General features: G+C 73.2%; 13 protein-coding genes (1 of these 13 only partly in view). 6 read left to right on the plus strand and 7 right to left on the minus strand.

Translation table 11 applies throughout. The features are described from left to right. The 4 genes in view from A3IG_RS0100175 to A3IG_RS0100190 are tightly spaced (at most 50 nt apart) and all read left to right on the plus strand, a layout consistent with a single transcriptional unit that may run on beyond the window. Positions 1 to 1,242 carry the final stretch of a condensation domain-containing protein gene (locus tag A3IG_RS0100175; RefSeq protein WP_026219735.1) on the plus strand. 4,017 nt of this gene lie to the left of the window's left edge, so the window shows 1,242 of its 5,259 coding nt (coding positions 4,018-5,259); the start codon falls outside the window, past its left edge; it ends in the stop codon at positions 1,240 to 1,242. Then, the gene (locus A3IG_RS0100180) at positions 1,239 to 2,108 is read left to right on the plus strand and encodes a thioesterase II family protein (protein ID WP_018381508.1); all 870 of its coding nucleotides are present in this window, start codon (positions 1,239 to 1,241) and stop codon (positions 2,106 to 2,108) included. Before A3IG_RS0100175 ends, A3IG_RS0100180 begins: the two co-directional genes overlap by 4 nt. Then, positions 2,105 to 3,679 carry an acyl-CoA carboxylase subunit beta gene (locus tag A3IG_RS0100185; RefSeq protein ID WP_018381509.1) on the plus strand — a complete coding sequence of 525 codons (1,575 nt, stop codon included), beginning with the start codon at positions 2,105 to 2,107 and terminating at the stop codon, positions 3,677 to 3,679. The genes A3IG_RS0100180 and A3IG_RS0100185 overlap by 4 nt, the downstream gene beginning before the upstream one ends. Before the next feature lie 50 nt (positions 3,680 to 3,729). Beyond that, complete coding sequence (locus A3IG_RS0100190; protein ID WP_236719071.1) at positions 3,730 to 5,232, plus strand: amino acid adenylation domain-containing protein; 1,503 nt, start codon at positions 3,730 to 3,732, stop codon at positions 5,230 to 5,232. A gap of 102 nt (positions 5,233 to 5,334) precedes the next feature. Here the strand turns inward: A3IG_RS0100190 and A3IG_RS0100195 are convergent, their stop codons facing one another. From A3IG_RS0100195 to A3IG_RS0100210, 4 genes are read right to left on the minus strand one after another with little or no spacing between them, the layout of a single operon-like run. After that, complete coding sequence (locus A3IG_RS0100195; RefSeq protein WP_018381511.1) at positions 5,335 to 6,159, minus strand: carbohydrate ABC transporter permease; 825 nt, start codon at positions 6,157 to 6,159, stop codon at positions 5,335 to 5,337. Then, positions 6,156 to 7,046, minus strand: a complete 891-nt coding sequence (locus A3IG_RS0100200; RefSeq protein ID WP_018381512.1) for a carbohydrate ABC transporter permease — start codon at positions 7,044 to 7,046, stop codon at positions 6,156 to 6,158. Before A3IG_RS0100200 ends, A3IG_RS0100195 begins: the two co-directional genes overlap by 4 nt. After that, complete coding sequence (locus tag A3IG_RS0100205; protein ID WP_078499870.1) at positions 7,043 to 8,476, minus strand: extracellular solute-binding protein; 1,434 nt, start codon at positions 8,474 to 8,476, stop codon at positions 7,043 to 7,045. Before A3IG_RS0100205 ends, A3IG_RS0100200 begins: the two co-directional genes overlap by 4 nt. 2 nt (positions 8,477 to 8,478) lie before the next feature. Beyond that, entirely contained in the window at positions 8,479 to 9,582 is a 1,104-nt protein-coding gene (locus tag A3IG_RS0100210) for a carbohydrate kinase family protein (protein ID WP_018381514.1), read from the minus strand. A gap of 467 nt (positions 9,583 to 10,049) precedes the next feature. Between A3IG_RS0100210 and A3IG_RS0100215 the strand changes: the two genes are divergently transcribed. Continuing rightward, a complete protein-coding gene (locus A3IG_RS0100215; RefSeq protein WP_018381515.1) occupies positions 10,050 to 11,411 on the plus strand; it encodes a 6-phospho-beta-glucosidase in 1,362 nt (453 codons plus the stop codon). 106 nt (positions 11,412 to 11,517) lie between these two features. Here A3IG_RS0100215 and A3IG_RS0100220 read toward each other — a convergent pair whose 3' ends face one another. After that, on the minus strand, positions 11,518 to 12,090 hold the full coding sequence (locus A3IG_RS0100220) for a hemerythrin domain-containing protein (protein ID WP_018381516.1): 573 nt from the start codon (positions 12,088 to 12,090) through the stop codon (positions 11,518 to 11,520). Between the two features lie 313 nt (positions 12,091 to 12,403). Between A3IG_RS0100220 and A3IG_RS32195 the strand changes: the two genes are divergently transcribed. Next, positions 12,404 to 13,531: an FCD domain-containing protein gene (locus tag A3IG_RS32195; protein ID WP_018381517.1), complete on the plus strand. Its 1,128-nt coding sequence runs from the start codon at positions 12,404 to 12,406 to the stop codon at positions 13,529 to 13,531. Between the two features lie 54 nt (positions 13,532 to 13,585). Here A3IG_RS32195 and A3IG_RS0100230 read toward each other — a convergent pair whose 3' ends face one another. Beyond that, positions 13,586 to 14,791, minus strand: a complete 1,206-nt coding sequence (locus A3IG_RS0100230; protein ID WP_018381518.1) for an anhydro-N-acetylmuramic acid kinase — start codon at positions 14,789 to 14,791, stop codon at positions 13,586 to 13,588. Continuing rightward, a complete protein-coding gene (locus A3IG_RS0100235) occupies positions 14,782 to 16,221 on the minus strand; it encodes an MFS transporter (protein ID WP_018381519.1) in 1,440 nt (479 codons plus the stop codon). Before A3IG_RS0100235 ends, A3IG_RS0100230 begins: the two co-directional genes overlap by 10 nt. Positions 16,222 to 16,239 lie beyond the last annotated feature (18 nt).

Here is a 16,239-nt window from a genome sequence, read left to right on the forward strand (position 1 = left end):
CCGAGGCTGTTCACCGCGCTGGAGGCGGCGCTGCCGTCCCACCTGGTGCCCGACGACATCGTGCTGGCCGGGGGCCTGCCCCTGACCCGGCACGGCCGCCCGGACGTCGCGGCGCTGCCCTCCCCCGAACGTCCCGCCCGTGCGGACGTGGAGGCGTTCACCCCGCCCCGGGACAGCACGGAACTGCTGATCGCCAAGGTCTGGGAGGACGTGCTGGGAGTGCGGCCGGTGGGGGTGACCGACAACTTCTTCGCCCTGGGCGGGCACTCGCTGTTGGCCATGCGGGTGATCTCCCGGCTCCAACGCAGGTTCGACCGGGACCTGGACCTCGCGGTGCTGTTCGGCAAGCCGACCGTCGCCGAACTCGCCGACGTGCTGCGCCCGGGGGACGGCCAGGAGGCCCGCTCCCCGATCGTCCCCCTGCGTTCCCAGGGCTCCAAGCCGCCGTTCTTCGCCGTGCACCAGACCGGGATGAACACCCTGGTGTACCAGTTCCTGGCCGACGAGCTCGGCCCCGACCAGCCGTTCTACATGCTCGAGCACCCTGACATCGCGCGATTCGAACGGCTGGAGGACCTCGCCGCGCACTACACCGCGGCCATCCGGGAGGAGTTCCCCGAGGGGCCCTACCGGCTGGGCGGGCTGTCCTTCGGTGGCCTCGTCGCCTTCGAGGTCGCCCAGCAGCTCGTCGATGCCGGGGAGGAGGTGGACCTCGTCACCCTGTTCGAGGCGTCCCTGGCCGGTACTCCCCCGGACAAGGGCAGCCCGCAGCGGCTCCTCGCCTACCGCACCCACCACTACGCGAGGGTCTTCGAGCTGATCTTCCACCGTTCGGTGCGGCTCACCGAGGAGGAGTTGCTGCCGCTGGACGAACAGGGCCAGCTCGAGCTGTTGTACGCGCGGGTGGAGGAGGTGCTCGCCGGTGACATCGGCATCGACCTGTTCCGCTCCACGGTCGAGGCGGTGCGCACCGCCCGCCGGATGGTCCAGGGCTACCGGCCCCGTCCGTGGGACCGCCCGCTGCACCTGTACATCGGTCTCGAGCCCATGCCCGAGGGGATCAACGACCCTGAGTTCTACCGCCCCGACCGTGCGCTCGGCTGGGACGCGGTGGCCCCCCGGCTGGAGATCACCGACGTGCCCGGCGATCACCTCACCCTGCTGAACCCGCCGCACGTGCAGGTCCTGGTGCGGCACCTGCGTCCGCTGCTCGGCGGCGGCGACCCCGAGGAGCGGTCATGACCGGCGGCGGGGTGCGGACCGCCGTGACCGGACGCGTCACCGGTCAACGGCGCTCCCCGTGGTTCACCTCGTTCGAGGACCGTCCCGAGGCGTCGCTGCGCCTGGTGTGCCTGCCGTTCGCCGGCGGGGGCGCGGCGGCCTACCGGTCGTGGCTGTCCCGGCTGCCCCGGTCCGTGGAGCTCAACGCCGTCCAGTTGCCCGGGCGCCAGGACCGGGTGGCGGAGAAGGCGCTGACCGGGCACCAGGAGATCGTGCTGGCCCTGGCGGACGCCCTGGCCGGGGAACCCGACGACCGCCCGTACGCGTTCTTCGGCCACAGCATGGGGGCCCTGCTGGCGTTCGAGCTGGCCCGGGAGCTGCGCGGCCGTGGTGCGCCGGCGCCGGTGCTGCTGGGGGTGTCGGGTCTTGCCGCGCCCAGCACCGGCCCGTTCCACGGCGCCATCACCCATCTGCCGGACGACGCGTTCCTGGAAGCGGTCGCCACCCTGGGCGGGATGCCGGACGAGATCCTCGCCTCGCCCAGCCTGATCGACTTCCTCCTGCCCACGCTCCGCGCCGACTTCGGCGTCTGCGAGGGCTACCGCTACCGGCGGCAGGCCCCGTTGGACTGCCCGCTGGTGGTGTTCAGCGGCATCCACGACCCGGCGACACCGCTGGAGGACCTGCGCGGTTGGCAGGCGGAGTCCACCCGCCCGGTGCGCCTGCGGCAGCACCCGGGGGGCCACTTCTACCTCCTTGACCAGCCCGACGCCGTGGTGGGGGCGCTGGTCAGCGAGGTTCGTGAGGCACTCGCCGCGGGGGCGGACGGCGCCGGGACGTCCGGTTGGCCGGTCCCCGACCGGGCGAGCGCAGAGAGGCAGCCATGACGTTGACGGGGCCCGGCGGAACGGCCGGGAAGATCGAGGAGTTCCACGCGCGGCGGGAGCGGGCCCTGTCCGCCGGCTCGACCTCCGCGGTGACCAAACAGCACGCCAAGGGCAAGCTGACCGCGCGCGAACGCATCGAGCTGCTGCTCGATCCCGGCTCGTTCACCGAGTTGGACCAGATGGCGCGGCACCGGTGCCACGACTTCGGCATGGAGCAGCAACGGCCCTACGGGGACGGCGTGGTGACCGGTCACGGCACCATCGACGACCGCACCGTGTGCGTGTTCGCCCAGGACTTCACCGTTTTCGGCGGGGCCCTCGGCGAGGTGTACGGCGAGAAGATCATCAAGGTGATGGACCTGGCGGCGTCCATCGGCTGTCCGCTGATCGGCCTCAACGACTCCGGCGGCGCCCGGATCCAGGAGGGCGTGGTCTCCCTCGCCCAGTACGCGGAGATAGCCCGCCGCAACGTCGCGCTCTCCGGCGTGGTCCCGCAGATCTCGCTCCAGATGGGCCCCTGCGCGGGCGGCGCGGCGTACTCCCCCGCCATCACCGACTTCGTCGTCATGGTGGACGGCCTCTCACACATGTTCGTCACGGGGCCGGACGTGATCAGGGCGGTGACCGGCGAGGAGTCCGACCAGGAGAGCCTGGGCGGGGCCCGCACCCACAACGAGGTGACCGGCAACGCCCACTACCTGGCGACCGACGAGCAGGACGCCATCGACTACGTGCGCACCCTGCTCGGCTACCTGCCCATGCACAACCAGGAGGAGCCGCCCGCCTACGACCACGCCGGGGACTGGACCCCCGGCATGCGGGACCCGTGGCTGGACTCCGCCGTCCCGGACGCGGAGAACCGGCCCTACGACATGCTCGACATCATCCGGCGGGTGGTGGACGAGGGCGAGCTGCTGGACGTCTCACCGCTGTACGCGCCCAACATGATCTGCGCCTTCGGCCGGGTCGAGGGCCGCTCGGTGGGGATCGTCGCCAACCAGCCGCTGCACGCCGGTGGCGCCATCGACATCGCCGCGTCGGAGAAGGCAGCCCGGTTCATCCGGTTCTGCGACGCCTTCGGCATCCCGCTGCTCACCTTCGTGGACGTCCCCGGGTTCACCCCGGGCGTCGAACAGGAACGCGGAGGCATCATCAGGCGCGGCGCCAAGCTCATCTACGCCTATGCCGAGGCCAGCGTTCCCATGGTCACCGTGGTGGTCCGCAAGGCGTTCGGCGGGGGCTACGGGGTGATGGGCTCCAAGCACCTGGGGGCCGACGTGAACCTCGCCTGGCCGACCGCGCAGATCGCCGTGATGGGTGCCCAGGGTGCGGCGGAGGTGCTGCACCGCAGGCAGATCGCGGCCTCCGACGACCCGGACACCCTCCGCAAGACGCTGGTGGCCGGGTACGAGGAGACGCTGTGCAACCCCTACATGGCGGCGGACCGCGGCTATGTGGACGCGGTGATCGCGCCGTCGGAGACCCGGGACCACGTCGTCCGGGCGATGCGGTTGCTGCGCCGGAAACACAAGGTCGGGCCGGTGCGCAAGCACGGGAACATCCCGCTGTGAGGGGGCCGACACCGTTGGGAACGACACGCGGACCGGAAGTGGGTGAGCAAGTGACCGGCCTACAGGCCAGCGCGCGCATGGAGGAACTGTTCCTGCGCATGGCCGCGGCGCAGCCCGAGGCGGTGGCCGTGGACGACCGCGGACACACGACGACGTACGCACGGCTGGCGGAGGACGCCCGGGCGATCGCCGGGGCGCTGGCGGACGCCGGGGTGCCGGGCGGGGGTCTGGTGGGGTTGCGCACCCACCGCGGGGTGTCGGCGGTCGCCGGCATGCTCGGGATCTGGATGCACGGCTGCGGCTACGTACCCGTCGATCCCCGCTACCCGGCCCCCCGCCAGGACCACATCATCACGGACTCGGCCGTGGGGCACCTGGTGGACGAGGAGCCGGGCACCGGCCGGCTGTCCGTGACGGCCACCGGGCGTTCCGCGGCCCACGCGCACGAGGTGCCCGAGGACACCGCGTACGTGATCTACACCTCGGGCTCCACCGGTCAGCCCAAGGGAGTGGTGGTCCGCCACGCCAACGTGCGGGCGCTGCTCGACGGCTGCACCTCGTACACGTTCGGTCCGGACGACGTCTGGTCGTTCTTCCACTCGCACAGTTTCGACTTCAGCGTCTGGGAGATCTGGGGGGCGCTCACCAGCGGAGGGCGGGTGGTGGTGGTCCCCGACGAGGCCACCACCGACCCCTCGGCGCTGGTGGACCTGCTGGCCGGGCGCGGGGTCACCGTGCTCAGCCAGGTCCCCTCGGTCTTCGGCTACCTGGTCAACGAGCTGGTCGAGCGGCCGGTCCCGCTGCCCGCGCTGCGCTACGTGGTGTTCGGCGGCGAGCCGGTCAACGTGCCGGCGGTGCTGCGCTGGCAGGACCTCGGCCTCGCCCCGCGGGCGGAGCTGCACAACATGTACGGGATCACCGAGATCACCGTGCACGCCACCGACAAGGTCGTCGTCCCCGACGAGCTGCGCCGGCACATGATGGGCACCCCCATCGGCCGTGCCCTGCCGCACCTGCGCATCGCCCTGCTGGAGGACTCCCGCCCGGTGCCTCCCGGGGTGCCCGGGGAGATGTACGTCGGCGGCGGTGGGGTGGCCCACGGGTACCTGGGCCGTCCCGAGCTGACCGGCCAGCGCTTCGTCCGCCTCGACCTCGGGGACGGCCCCCGGGTGTGGTACCGCACCGGGGACTACGCCCTGGAGACCGACGACGGCGAACTGGAGTACCTCGGACGCCGGGACGACCAGGTCAAGCTGCGCGGCTTCCGGATCGAGCTGGGGGAGGTCGAGGCCGCCCTGCGGGAGCTGCCGGGCATCCGGGAGGGTGCGGTGGTCCTGGCTGAGACCCCTGGCGGGGAGCCGGCGCTGGCCGCGGCCTACGTCCCGGCCGGGCCCGCCCCGGACGAGGACGTGCTGCGCAAGGCGCTGGGCGAGGTGCTGCCCCGGCACATGGTGCCGTCGGTCTACCTGCCGCTTTCGGCTCTGCCGCTGACCCTGTCGGGGAAGCTCGACCGTGCGGCCCTGGCCGCCTCGGTGGCCGACACCGTGGGGTGACCGTGCGCGGGGGGCGCCGCCGCGCCCCCCGCTCCGGGTCGTCCGCCGACGGCGGCGGCCCGGACCACACGGTCGGTCCGGGTCCTTCCCCGGGGCCCGCGTTCACTCCTTGACGGCCCCGGTCAGCATGCCCTCGATGAACCGGCGTTGCAGCGCCAGGTAGACGGCCACCACCGGCAGCGCCACCAGCACCGAGGCGGCGGCGAGCAGCGCGGTGTCGGAGTTCTGCTGTCCCTGGAAGAACGCCAGGCCCAGCGGGACGGTGCGGTGGGACTCGTCGCTGACCATCACCAGCGCCAGCAGGAACTCGTTCCAGGTCCACATGAAGACGATGACGACCATGGTGGAGATCGCCGGGCGGCCCATCGGGACGAGTATCCGCCACAGCGTCGTCCAGGTGCCGGCCCCGTCGATCCGGGCCGCCTCGATCACCGTGGGCGAGCTGTTCCGGAAGTAGGTGCGCATCCAGAACACCCCGAACGCCAGGGACTGCGCGGTCTGCGGCAGGATCAGCGCCCAGTAGGTGTCGGTGAGCTCCAGTTCCCGCAGGTCGAAGTAGAGCGGGATGACCAGGGCCTCCTGGGGGAGGGTCAGGCCGAGGACGAACAGGTAGAACAGGACGGTGGCCCCGGGGAACCGCATCAACGCGAAGGCGTAGGCGGCGAGCACCGCCAGGACCGTGGTGGCGGTCACCACCGCCACCGAGACCAGCACCGAGCTGCCGAGGTAGGTGCCGAAGTGACCCCGGTCCCAGGCGTCGGCGAAGTTCCCCCACTCGGGCGACCCCTCGGGCAGGGTGAAGCCGGTGCTCAACGAGGACTGCGGGCCCAGCGCCGTGGACAGGACGCCGATCACCGGGGTGAGGGCCACCAGGGAGAAGAACCCCAGGATGAGGTACGTCAGCAGGCGTTCGCCACGGGTGCTCATCCGCGCCGCCCTTCCACCAGCTTGGAGACGGCGACGGTGAGAGTGAAGATCATCAACGCCAGGGCCACCGCCACCGCGGCGGCCGAGCCCACCTGGTTGGTCTCGAACGCCCGGTGGTACACCTCGTAGGCCGGCACCGAGGTGGCGTTGCCCGGGCCCCCGCTGGTCGTGATGTAGATCAGGTCGAAGTTGCGCAGCCCCGCCACGATGGTCAGGGTCAGCGCGACCGCCACCTCCGCCCGGAGCCCGGGGAGGGTCACCGACCAGAACTCCCGGAACGCTCCCGCCCCGTCGATCCGGGCCGCCTCGTAGCGCTCCCTGGGGATGCGCTGCACCCCGGCGAGGAAGAGCACCATGCACAGGCCGGTGCCCACCCACGTTCCGATGCCGCCCACCGCGGGCAGCGCCCAGGTGCTGTCGCCCAGCCACGGCCGGGAGAGCGCGTCGAGCCCGACCGCGTCCAGGGTGTCGTTGAGCAGCCCGTCGGGGGCGAGGATGGAACGCCAGGCGACGCCGACCACCACCATCGCCAGGACCTGGGGCAGGAAGAGCACGACCCGGAAGAACGTCAGCCCACGGACCCTGATCCGCGACATGGTCGCGGCGAGCAGCAGTCCGAGGGCCACCGGCAGGGCCGAGTAGAACAGCAGCAGCACCAGGGCGTGCCAGAACGGGGCGCGCAGCGCGGGGTCGGTGAACAGGTCCCGGTAGTTGTCGGAGCCCGCCCAGGTGGCCGCGGTCAGGCCGTCCCAGTGCAGCAGGGACAGCCACACCGACTGGCCGAACGGGTAGAGCAGGAAGGCCCCGTACACGACGAGCGCGGGCAGCACGTAGAGGTAGCCGACCGCCCGCGGCTCGCCGGGGGCGCGTCGGTGGGCCGCCCTCACCGTTCGTCCTCGGTCCCGGCCCGCCCGGCGCGCCGTTTCGCGCTGAAGGCGTCGTACTCCCGGTCCAGGGTCGTGGCGAGGCGGTCCGGGGAGACCTTGCCGCCGATGACGTCCTGGAGGTTCTTGGAGAGCGTGTCGTAGAAGGTGGGGGTGGCGTAGTCCAGGTACGGGACCAGCCCGTCGGCGGCGTTGAGCCGCTTCCAGCCGGCGATCATCTGCCCGTCCACGGTGTCGGGGGACACCCGGTCAGCGGCCCGGCCGGGCACCGCGGGAAGCACCCCGTGCCTGGTCATCACGTCCGCGGCGTGCTCGTTGGTGATGAAGTCCAGGTAGGCCGCCGCCACGTCGGGGTGCTTGGTGCCGGTGGTGACCGACCAGGCGAGTCCCTGGCCGCCGGTGGTGACCGGGGGGCCCTCCGCGGTGGCCGGGGGCGGCGGCATGAAGCCCAGCCGGTCCCTCATCGACTTCTTCAGGTCGGCGAGCAGCCAGGTACCGGTCAGCAGGTAGGCGCCGTCCCCGGAGGCGAACTGCTTGGCGGCGTCGTCGTAGCCGAGGCCGTTGGCCCCCTCGGCCAGGTAGCCGCGCTTGGTCCAGTCGACGATGGTGGCCGCGGCCCGCCTGGTGGACGCGTTGTCGAAGCCGTCTCCGCGGCCGAGGACGGTGTCCCGCGCCTGGTCGGCGTCGAACTGGTCCTGGAGCACCCCGAAGGTGTGGATCGCCGGGAACTGGTCCAGGTTGCCGAACTGGACGGGCAGCTCGCCCCGCTGCTTGAGCCGGGGCAGGCTCGCGGTGAAGTCCGCCCAGGTCCTCGGGGGCTCCAGCCCGGCGTCGCGCAGGACGTCCTTGTTGTAGTACAGGCCGATGTACTCGCCGGTCTGGGAGATGCCGTACAGCCGGCCGGTGCCGAAGGTGCTGCCGTCGGCGGAGACCCGGTTGAGGTTGAGCAGCGTCCCCGGGTAACGGGTGTTCCAGTCGTAGATGCCGGCGTAGGTGTCGAGCGGGAGGATGAGGCCGGCCTGCACGAAGGCCACCATGTCGGGGTAGCCCTGGTTGGCCTGGACCACGTCCGGGGGGTTGTTGCCCGACAGGGCGAGCTTCAGGGTGGTCTTGAGGTTGTCGAAGCTGCGGACCACCCGTCGTATGCGCACGTTCGGGTACTTCTCCTGGAACTCGTCGTTGAGTTCCTTGATCGCGCCGTTGGTGCCGCCGCGTATCTCCTGGTCCCACACGGTCAGCGTCACCTTCCCGGCCCCGGCCGGGTCGGGTATCGCGGTGCTGGCGCCGGGGCCGCCCCGTGTGGCGTTGGAGCCGTCGGTGCCCGGCACACAGGCGGTGGCCAGCAGGGCGGCGCCGAGGGCGAGTCCGGCCACGGCGCGCGCCCGGCGGAGGGTTCCCCGGCGGGTGGTCCGGGGAGGAGCCGGTATCCGCATGGTCACTTCCCCCTGAAGCCGACGGTGGGCAGCGCCCGCGGTCGGGGCCAGCAGCGCACCGCACACGGCATCAGGTCGTCGAGGAAGCCGTAGCGCCGGGCCACCTCCACGTCGCTGGCCCGCCCCCTGGTCCTGGCCAGCGCGGTGGCCTGGCTCCACCACGCCGCCACCTCGGGCCAGCCGGGGGCGGACAGCGAGCCGCCGAAGTGCTGCACCGACAGCGCGGCGGTCAGGTTGGCGAAGGCGAGCCGGTGGGCGAGGGGCCAACCGGCGAGGGTCCCGGTGACGAACCCGGCGATGAACACGTCACCGGCGCCCGTCGGGTCCAACGCCTCCACCTCCAGGCCCGGCACGTCGGCCGTCTCCTGGGTGAGGGAGTCCACCGCGACGGCGCCCCGGGCCCCCCGGGTGACGACGGCGACCGGCACCAGGTCGGCCAGGGCACGCACGGCGCGCTCCGGGGTGTCGGTGCGGGTGTAGTGCTGGGCCTCGACCGTGTTGGGCAGGAACGCCTGGCAGTACGGCAGGTCGGCCAGGGTCGCGGGGTCCCACCGGCCGCTGTCGTCCCAGCCCACGTCGGCGAAGATCTGACTGCCCTGGGCGTGGGCCCGCCGCACCCACTCGTCCCGCCGACCGGGTTCGAACGCGGCGACGCAGGCCCGGGACCGGGGCGGGAGGCAGTCGTCGCCCAGTGCGGGAGCCGGGTGCTCGTGCGTCACCATGGTGCGCTCGCCCTCGTAGGCCATGGAGACGGTGACCGGCGAGTGCCAGCCGGGCAGCCGCCACGACGGGGAGAGGTCCACCCCCTCGCTGACGGCGAGGCTCTCCCAGCAGTAGTCGCCGTACACGTCGGTGCCGAAGACGGAGGCGAGGGTGGTGTGCAGGCCGAGACGGGCCAGCGCGGTGGCCATGTTGGCGATGCCGCCGGGGCTGGACCCCATCCCGCGGGCCCAGGACTCGGTGCCGCGCACGGGGGCGTGGTCGAGGCCGGTGAAGATGATGTCGAGGAACACGGTACCGGTGAGGTAGACGTCGCACTCGGGGTCGCCAGGGGCGCGCAACGCCGCCAGCGGATCGATCGGTTCGGGTGGTTCAGCAGTGCTCACCGTGTTCCCTTCCCTGTGGCGCTGAGGAGTTCCCCAGTGTGCTGGACGTGTGCTTGGCGCACGCTTGACGGGACGTTGCCGCGCGCGGGGCCGCCCGGAGGAGCCGAATCTCCCGCGTCACCGGGGTCTTGGTGCGCACCTTGCACGCCGGACGGTCCGATTGCAAGGGGATGATCACTCCCGCGGGCGTCGCCCGGCGGAAATGCGGGCGCCCTCCTCCCCGAGCGGGCTCAGGAACGAGGTCGCGCCTGGCGTGCCGGTGCCGCCGGCGCCGTCCGGGGCAGTGTGCGGATGCGCTCCCACCGCCGTCCCGAAGGGCCGCGCACCGTGCAAGATCAGAGGTAGATTGCGCGCATGTGGTCACGCGTCGGCCGCGTCCGCGACGTCCGTTGCCCATCGCCCCGCCGTCGGGCGGTGACACGCGCGTCCGGTGCCGGGCGGCGCCGAGGTGGGGAGGTGAGGACCGGATGAGGTTGACGGTGCTGGGCGGAGGCGGGTTCCGGGTGCCGCTGGTGTACCGGGCGCTGCTCGACGACGCCGGGGACGACGGTTCCGGGGCGCGGGCGGGGCGGTGCACCGAGGTGGTGCTGTACGACACCGACCGGCGGCGTCTCGACGCGATCGGCGCGGTGCTCGCCGAGCAGGCCAGGGGCCGCGGGGCCGCGCCGGCGGTGCGCGCCACCACCGACCTCGACGACGCGCTGCGGGGGGCCGACTTCGTCTTCTCCGCGATCCGGGTCGGGGGCCTCGCCGGCCGCACCCGCGACGAGCGGGTTCCACTGAACGAGGGCGTGCTGGGTCAGGAGACGGTCGGCGCCGGGGGCGTGCTGTACGGGCTGCGCACCCTGCCGGTGGCGATCCGGATCGCCGAGCGCGTGGCCACGGTGGCACCGGACGCCTGGGTCATCAACTTCACCAACCCGGCGGGCATGGTCACCGAGGCGATGCGGCGGGTGCTCGGCGAGCGCGTGATCGGCATCTGTGACTCCCCCGTGGGGCTGTGCCGCCGCGCCGCGCGGGCGCTGGGGGTGGACCCGGACCTGGCGGAGTACGACTACGTGGGCCTCAACCACCTGGGCTGGCTGCGGGCGCTGGTCGTGGACGGACGCGACCACCTGCCGAGGCTGCTGGACGACCCGGCGGCCCTGGAGTCGTTCGAAGAGGGCAAGCTGTTCGGCGCGACCTGGCTGCGGGCCCTGCGTGCGCTGCCCAACGAGTACCTGCACTACTACTACTTCAACCGCGAGGCGGTGCGGGCCGTGCTCCAGGCACCGGCCACCCGGGGGGAGTTCCTCCACCAGCAGCAGGAGGGGTTCTACGCCGAGGTGGGCTCGGGCCGGGGCGGGGCGCTGGAGGCCTGGGAACGCACCCGGTCGGAGCGCGAGGCGACGTACATGGCGGAGAACCGCAGCGCGACCGGCGACTGGGAGCGGGACTCCTGCGACCTGGACGGCGGGGGCTACGAACGGATCGCCCTGGCGCTGATGCGGGCCATCGCCCACAACGAACGGACCACGCTGATCCTGAACGTGCCCAACCGCAGCGCCGTTCCCGGCCTGGACGCGGACGCCGTGGTGGAGGTGCCGTGCCTGGTGACCGCGGGCGGGGCGCGTCCGCTCGCCACCGGGCCCGTCGCCGCGGACCAACTCGGCCTGATGCTGAGCGTCAAGGCGGTGGAGCGGGCCACCATCGAGGCCGCGCTCACCGGCTGCCGGGCCGCGGCGCTGCGCGCCCTGGCGCTGCACCCGCTGGTGGACTCGGTCCGGGTGGCCGAGCGGCTGCTCGCCGCCTCCGGACTCGCCCCGGAGCTCTCCGACCACGTGGGGTGACCGCGCCCCGGCGCGCCGAACCGGGGACTCCCGTCGCCCGACCGTCCGGGTGCGTCCCCGGTTCCCGGGAGGACGTGGCCGTGAGCCGGCCGCGTCCCCGGACGGATCAGCCCTTGCGGCGTTCCATCACCTTGCGCACGGTGTCGCGGGTGCGGTCCATCACCGAGGCGAAGGGACCCATGGCCATGTTCTTGGCCGCGCCCTCCGCACCGGGGTGCGGATGGGTCGGCGCGGTCGCCTCGGCGGCCCTGACCGCCTTGGCCATCATCGCGAGCCGTTTCGGCTCGGTGTGCGCCCGCAGCTCCTCGAACTCGTACCTCTCCTCGGCGTCGGCGTGCGCGAGCACCGCGTCCCGCAGCCTCCTGAACATCGCCATGAACTCCGGCTCGTCCGGGTTCATGTTCTCCAGGTCACGCAGGAGCCGCTTGGCCTCCCGCTCCTCCTCGAGCCGGTGGTTGACGACCTGCTTGCCCTGGTCGAACGCCCTGCGGGCCGCCGGGTGCACCACCTCCTCCTCCGCGGTCTCGTGCACGGCCAGCAGTCGCACCAGCTCACCGAAGCGCTCCCGGCGCTCCTGGCCGCTCGCCGTCTCCACCCGGGTGAACTGCTCGCGGATCTGCTGGTGCTGGTCCTTCAACAACGCCACGACGTCCTCGACGTCGCTGTGTGTCTGAGCCATCGGTACTCCATTCGTGTGTTGGTTCCCGCTGGCGAAGACCTCCAGGTACCCCGAATCGGGTGGAACAGTGCTCCTCGCGACCATTCCGCCGTCCGGAACCACGCACGCTCCCGTGGGTAGGGCCGGCAGCAGCCGCGGGCGCCCGCCGGGCGCCGGGAAACACGCTTTAATGGGTCAGTCAAACAAATTAACGATGGTCTCGGACGAGGCAAGCGAGGATGCCCTCAACAGAAGGGTTTCTGCGTCGAGTTGAGGGGAACCTTCCCCTCGGTTAATGAGTCCTAAGTAGCCAAAACAGCGCTACTCTGGGCCCATGACCGCCCACCCGCCGCCGAAGGGGTCCCTGGTCCTCACCGAGAGCGAACGGGTCACCCTGAGTTCCTGGGCCGCGAGTGCCGACGGCGTGCTGAGCCTGCGCAGCCGCATCGTGCTCTGCTGCGCCGACGGCCTGAGCGCCAAGGCAGTCGCCGCCCGGCTCGAGGTGAGCCCGGCCACCGTCAGCAAGTGGCGCGGCCGGTTCCTGGAACGCGGCATGGACGGGCTCGCCGACGCCCCGCGCCCCGGGCGTCCGCGCAGCCCGGCACGCCCGGAGGCGGAGCGGCTCGTCGCCGCGGCCCTGGCCGACGCCAGGCGGGGGGTGCCCGTCCCGTCCACCCGGTCGCTGGCCAAGGCGGTGGGCCTGTCGCAGTCCACCGTCGCCCGGATCTGGCAGGAGCGGCAGCGGGCGGAGGGCGGGCCCGTCATCGGCGGCGCGGGCGGAGGGCGGGCCCGGGCGCGGGACGAGCCGCCACAGCGCCGGCTGCTCTCCGACCGGGTCTACGAGTTCCTGCGGCGCGGCATCGTCAGCGGTGAACTCGTCCCCGGCCAGCGCCTCGTCGAGTCGGAGATCGCACGCCAGTTGGGCACCAGTCAGGCCCCCGCCCGCGAGGCGATCAAGCGGCTGGCCCACGAGGGGCTGGTCAGGTCCGTCTCCCACCGCGGCAACTACGTCGCGGAGATCACCGAGGAGCAGGCCCGGGAGGTCAGGGAGGTGCGGGCGCTGCTCGAGGAGTACGCCATCAGGGCCGCGGCGTCCCGGATCACCACCGAGGCGCTGCGGCTGCTCGCCGAGGACGTGGACGCCATGCGCCGGGCGGCCGACCGCGCCGACATCTCCGACTTCCAGGACGCCGACACCTCCTTCCACCGCCGGGTCTGCGCCGCCAGCGGCAACTCCTTCCTCGCCCGGCTCTGGCGGACCATCGAGCCGAGCCTGTCCGGGCCGCACCTGACGGAGGGTCCGCCGCACACCGGGGGGTGGCGGAAGATCGCCGAACACCACGCCGACCTGTTGACCGCCCTGGCGACCGGCGACCCGGACGCGGCTGCCGAGCTGCTCCTCACGGACGCGGGCACGGCGGCCACCGCCGGGGCGCACACGGACGTGCCCGGCGGCGACTGACCGCCCGGGCCGCGCAGACCGTGTCCCCCCTTCCCGTCCGCCCCTCCCGTCCACTCAGCGGTGTTGGGCCCCGGAGGGCGGGGCCCCGGAGGGCGGCGCGACGAAGGCCAGCCGTTCGGGTACCGGCACCGGCGGGGGCAGGCGCAGCCGGTGCCGCCCCGGAGTGATGGACCCCAGCACCGACGGGCCCCGGGCCCCGGTGCAGCCCGGCTCCGTGCCGGCGAGTCCGTGCAGGGTGAGCCAGCCGAGCACCGCGAACGCGTGGGCCTCCTTGTCCGCGGCGGGCAGGCCGAGGTCGTCCGAGACGCGCAACGGCACCTCGCCCAGGGCCGCGCGGAGCCGGGCCATCAGGGTGGGGTTGCGGACGCCGCCGCCGGAGGCGATCACCTCGGTGGCCCCGTGGGACCGCACCGCCTCGGCGACGGTGCGCGCGGTCAGCTCGGTGACCGTGGCGACGACGTCCCGGCCCGCCAGCGGACCGAGGCCCTCGAGCGCGGCCCTGAGGTACGCCCCGTTGAACAGCTCCTTGCCGGTCGTCTTCGGGGGTGACAGGGCGTAGTACGGCTCGTCCAGGAGCCGGCGGAGCAGCACCGGGTGCACGACGCCCGCGGCGGCGATCCGCCCGTCCCTGTCGTGGTCGAGCCGACCGCCCGTCAGGTGGGTGACGGCGGCGTCGATCAGGGCGTTGGCGGGGCCGGTGTCGAACGCGCTGGGCCCGGCGGGGCCGCGCGGCACCGTGACGTTGGCGATGCCGCCGAGGTTGAGCGCGACGGGGACGCCGGGCCGGCCGCGCAGCCAGAGCAGGTCCACCAGGCCCACCAGGGGCGCGCCCTGTCCCCCCGCGGCGACGTCCCTAGCCCGCAGGTCCGAGACGACGGGGCAACCGGTGCGTTCGGCGATCCACGCCGGCTGGCCGAGTTGCAGCGTCCCGCGCACCAGGCCGTCCTGTACCCAGTGGTACACCGTCTGGCCGTGGGAGACCACCAGGTCGGCCCGCCCGCCGCACAGTTCCCGGTTGGCCCGGTCCGCCACCGCCGCGAAGGCCTGTCCGATCCGGGTGTCCAGCGCGCACACCTGCCGCATCGTGGTGGCGGCCGGGGGGAGCGCCGCCGCCAACTCGTCCCTCAGGTCTGCCGGGTAGCCGGAGCCGATCCGGCCCAGTGGGGTCAACAGTAGCGTCCTGCCGTCGGGCACCAGTTCTGCGGCGGCGGCGTCCACCGCGTCGTGGGAGGTGCCGGAGAGCACCCCGATCACCCGCATGGCCGTACCTCCTGGTCGTTGGGTGGGCCCGGTGGTGGGTGGCCGACCGCGGACCCGGCGGCCGGCCGGTCGCCGAGGCGGTGCCGGTGGGCGTCGCCGCGCAGGGTGAGCAGGGCGGGGATGCTCACCGCACAGGTCGCCGCGGCGTAGTAGGCGGGTACGTCCACGCTGCCGGTGTGTTCGACGGTCTCGGTGATGATGAGTCCGGCGGACCCGGAGAAGACCGCGTTGGACAGGCCGTAGGCCAGGCCGAGCCCGGTGTAGCGGACGGAGGTGGGGAACGCCTCGGCGAGCATCGCCGGGCCGGGGCCGGCGAGCAGTCCCACCACCGCTCCGGCCAGGAAGACGGCCCCGCCCCGCACCGGCTGGGGGGCCGCGGGGTCCTGGAGGAGGTTGAGCAGGGGCAGGGCCAGCAGGGTCACCAGCACGGCGCCGGTCAGCATCACGGCGCGCCGGCCGATCCGGTCGCTCAGCGCCCCCGCGGGCAGGATGCTGGCGGCGAAGCCGAGGTTGGCCAGCACCGTGGCGAGCAGCGCCTGGCGGAACGTGGCGTTCAGCGAGGTCTGGAGGTAGGCGGGCAGCACCACCAGGAAGGTGTAGCCGGCCGCGGACCAGCCCATGATCCGCCCCACCCCCAGCGCGATGGCGCCGGCTGTTCCCCGGGGCAGCGGTGCGGCCCCGTCCTCGACGGGCAGCCGGGCCGGCGTCGGTCCCGGGGCGGGGACCGGCGGCGGGGGTGGGTGGGGGCGGGACCGCCGGAAGGACGGGGTCTCCTCCAGCCGCAGCCGCAGCCACAGCGCGACCAGGCCCAGCGGCAGCGCCAGCAGGAACGGCACCCGCCACCCCCACCGCTCGAGCTGGTCCTGGGTGAGCACGGTGGCGAGCAGGGCGGCGAGACCCGCCCCGGCGAGCAGCCCCAGGGCCACGGTGAACGACTGCCAGGCCCCGTACAGTCCGCGGCGGCCGGGCGGCGCGAACTCCGTCATCACCGACACCGCCCCGCCGAACTCGCCACCGGCGGACAGTCCCTGGAGGACCCGCAGTGAGGTGAGCAGCCAGGGAGCGGCGGCACCCACGGTGGCGTAGGTGGGCAGCACGCCGATCAGGGTGGTCGCCCCGGTCATCAGCAGCAGGACCAGGATCAGGGTGGGGCGCCGGCCCACCCGGTCGCCGACCCGGCCGAAGAGGGCGGCGCCCAGGGGGCGGAAGAAGAACGCCAGGGCGAACGACGCGTAGGTCTTGACCAGCCCCTCCACGTCACTGGCCCCCTCGGGGGTGAAGAACGCCGTGGCGATGATCGTGGCGAAGTACCCGTAGGCGCCGAACTCGTACCACTCGATGAAGTTGCCGACGGAGCCGGCGAGCAGGGCGCGCCGCGATCGGGGCGGTTCGACGGTTCCGGCGCGCTCCTCCGGTGGGGTTGCCGTCATCCTGCGATGATGCCCCGT

Origin of the sequence: Wenjunlia vitaminophila DSM 41686 (assembly GCF_000380165.1) — a bacterium.
GTDB classification, from domain to species: Bacteria; Actinomycetota; Actinomycetes; order Streptomycetales; family Streptomycetaceae; genus Wenjunlia; species Wenjunlia vitaminophila.

Excerpts from the sequence above, each read along its gene's own strand:
- A3IG_RS0100195 (WP_018381511.1), bottom strand. The coding sequence starts at position 6,159 with ATGAGCACCCGTGGCGAACGCCTGCTGACGTACCTCATCCTGGGGTTC.
- A3IG_RS0100220 (WP_018381516.1), bottom strand. The coding sequence starts at position 12,090 with ATGGCTCAGACACACAGCGACGTCGAGGACGTCGTGGCGTTGTTGAAG.
- A3IG_RS32195 (WP_018381517.1), top strand. The coding sequence starts at position 12,404 with ATGACCGCCCACCCGCCGCCGAAGGGGTCCCTGGTCCTCACCGAGAGC.
- A3IG_RS0100230 (WP_018381518.1), bottom strand. The coding sequence starts at position 14,791 with ATGCGGGTGATCGGGGTGCTCTCCGGCACCTCCCACGACGCGGTGGAC.
- A3IG_RS0100215 (WP_018381515.1), top strand. The coding sequence starts at position 10,050 with ATGAGGTTGACGGTGCTGGGCGGAGGCGGGTTCCGGGTGCCGCTGGTG.
- A3IG_RS0100180 (WP_018381508.1), top strand. The coding sequence starts at position 1,239 with ATGACCGGCGGCGGGGTGCGGACCGCCGTGACCGGACGCGTCACCGGT.
- A3IG_RS0100185 (WP_018381509.1), top strand. The coding sequence starts at position 2,105 with ATGACGTTGACGGGGCCCGGCGGAACGGCCGGGAAGATCGAGGAGTTC.
- A3IG_RS0100205 (WP_078499870.1), bottom strand. The coding sequence starts at position 8,476 with ATGCGGATACCGGCTCCTCCCCGGACCACCCGCCGGGGAACCCTCCGC.
- A3IG_RS0100235 (WP_018381519.1), bottom strand. The coding sequence starts at position 16,221 with ATGACGGCAACCCCACCGGAGGAGCGCGCCGGAACCGTCGAACCGCCC.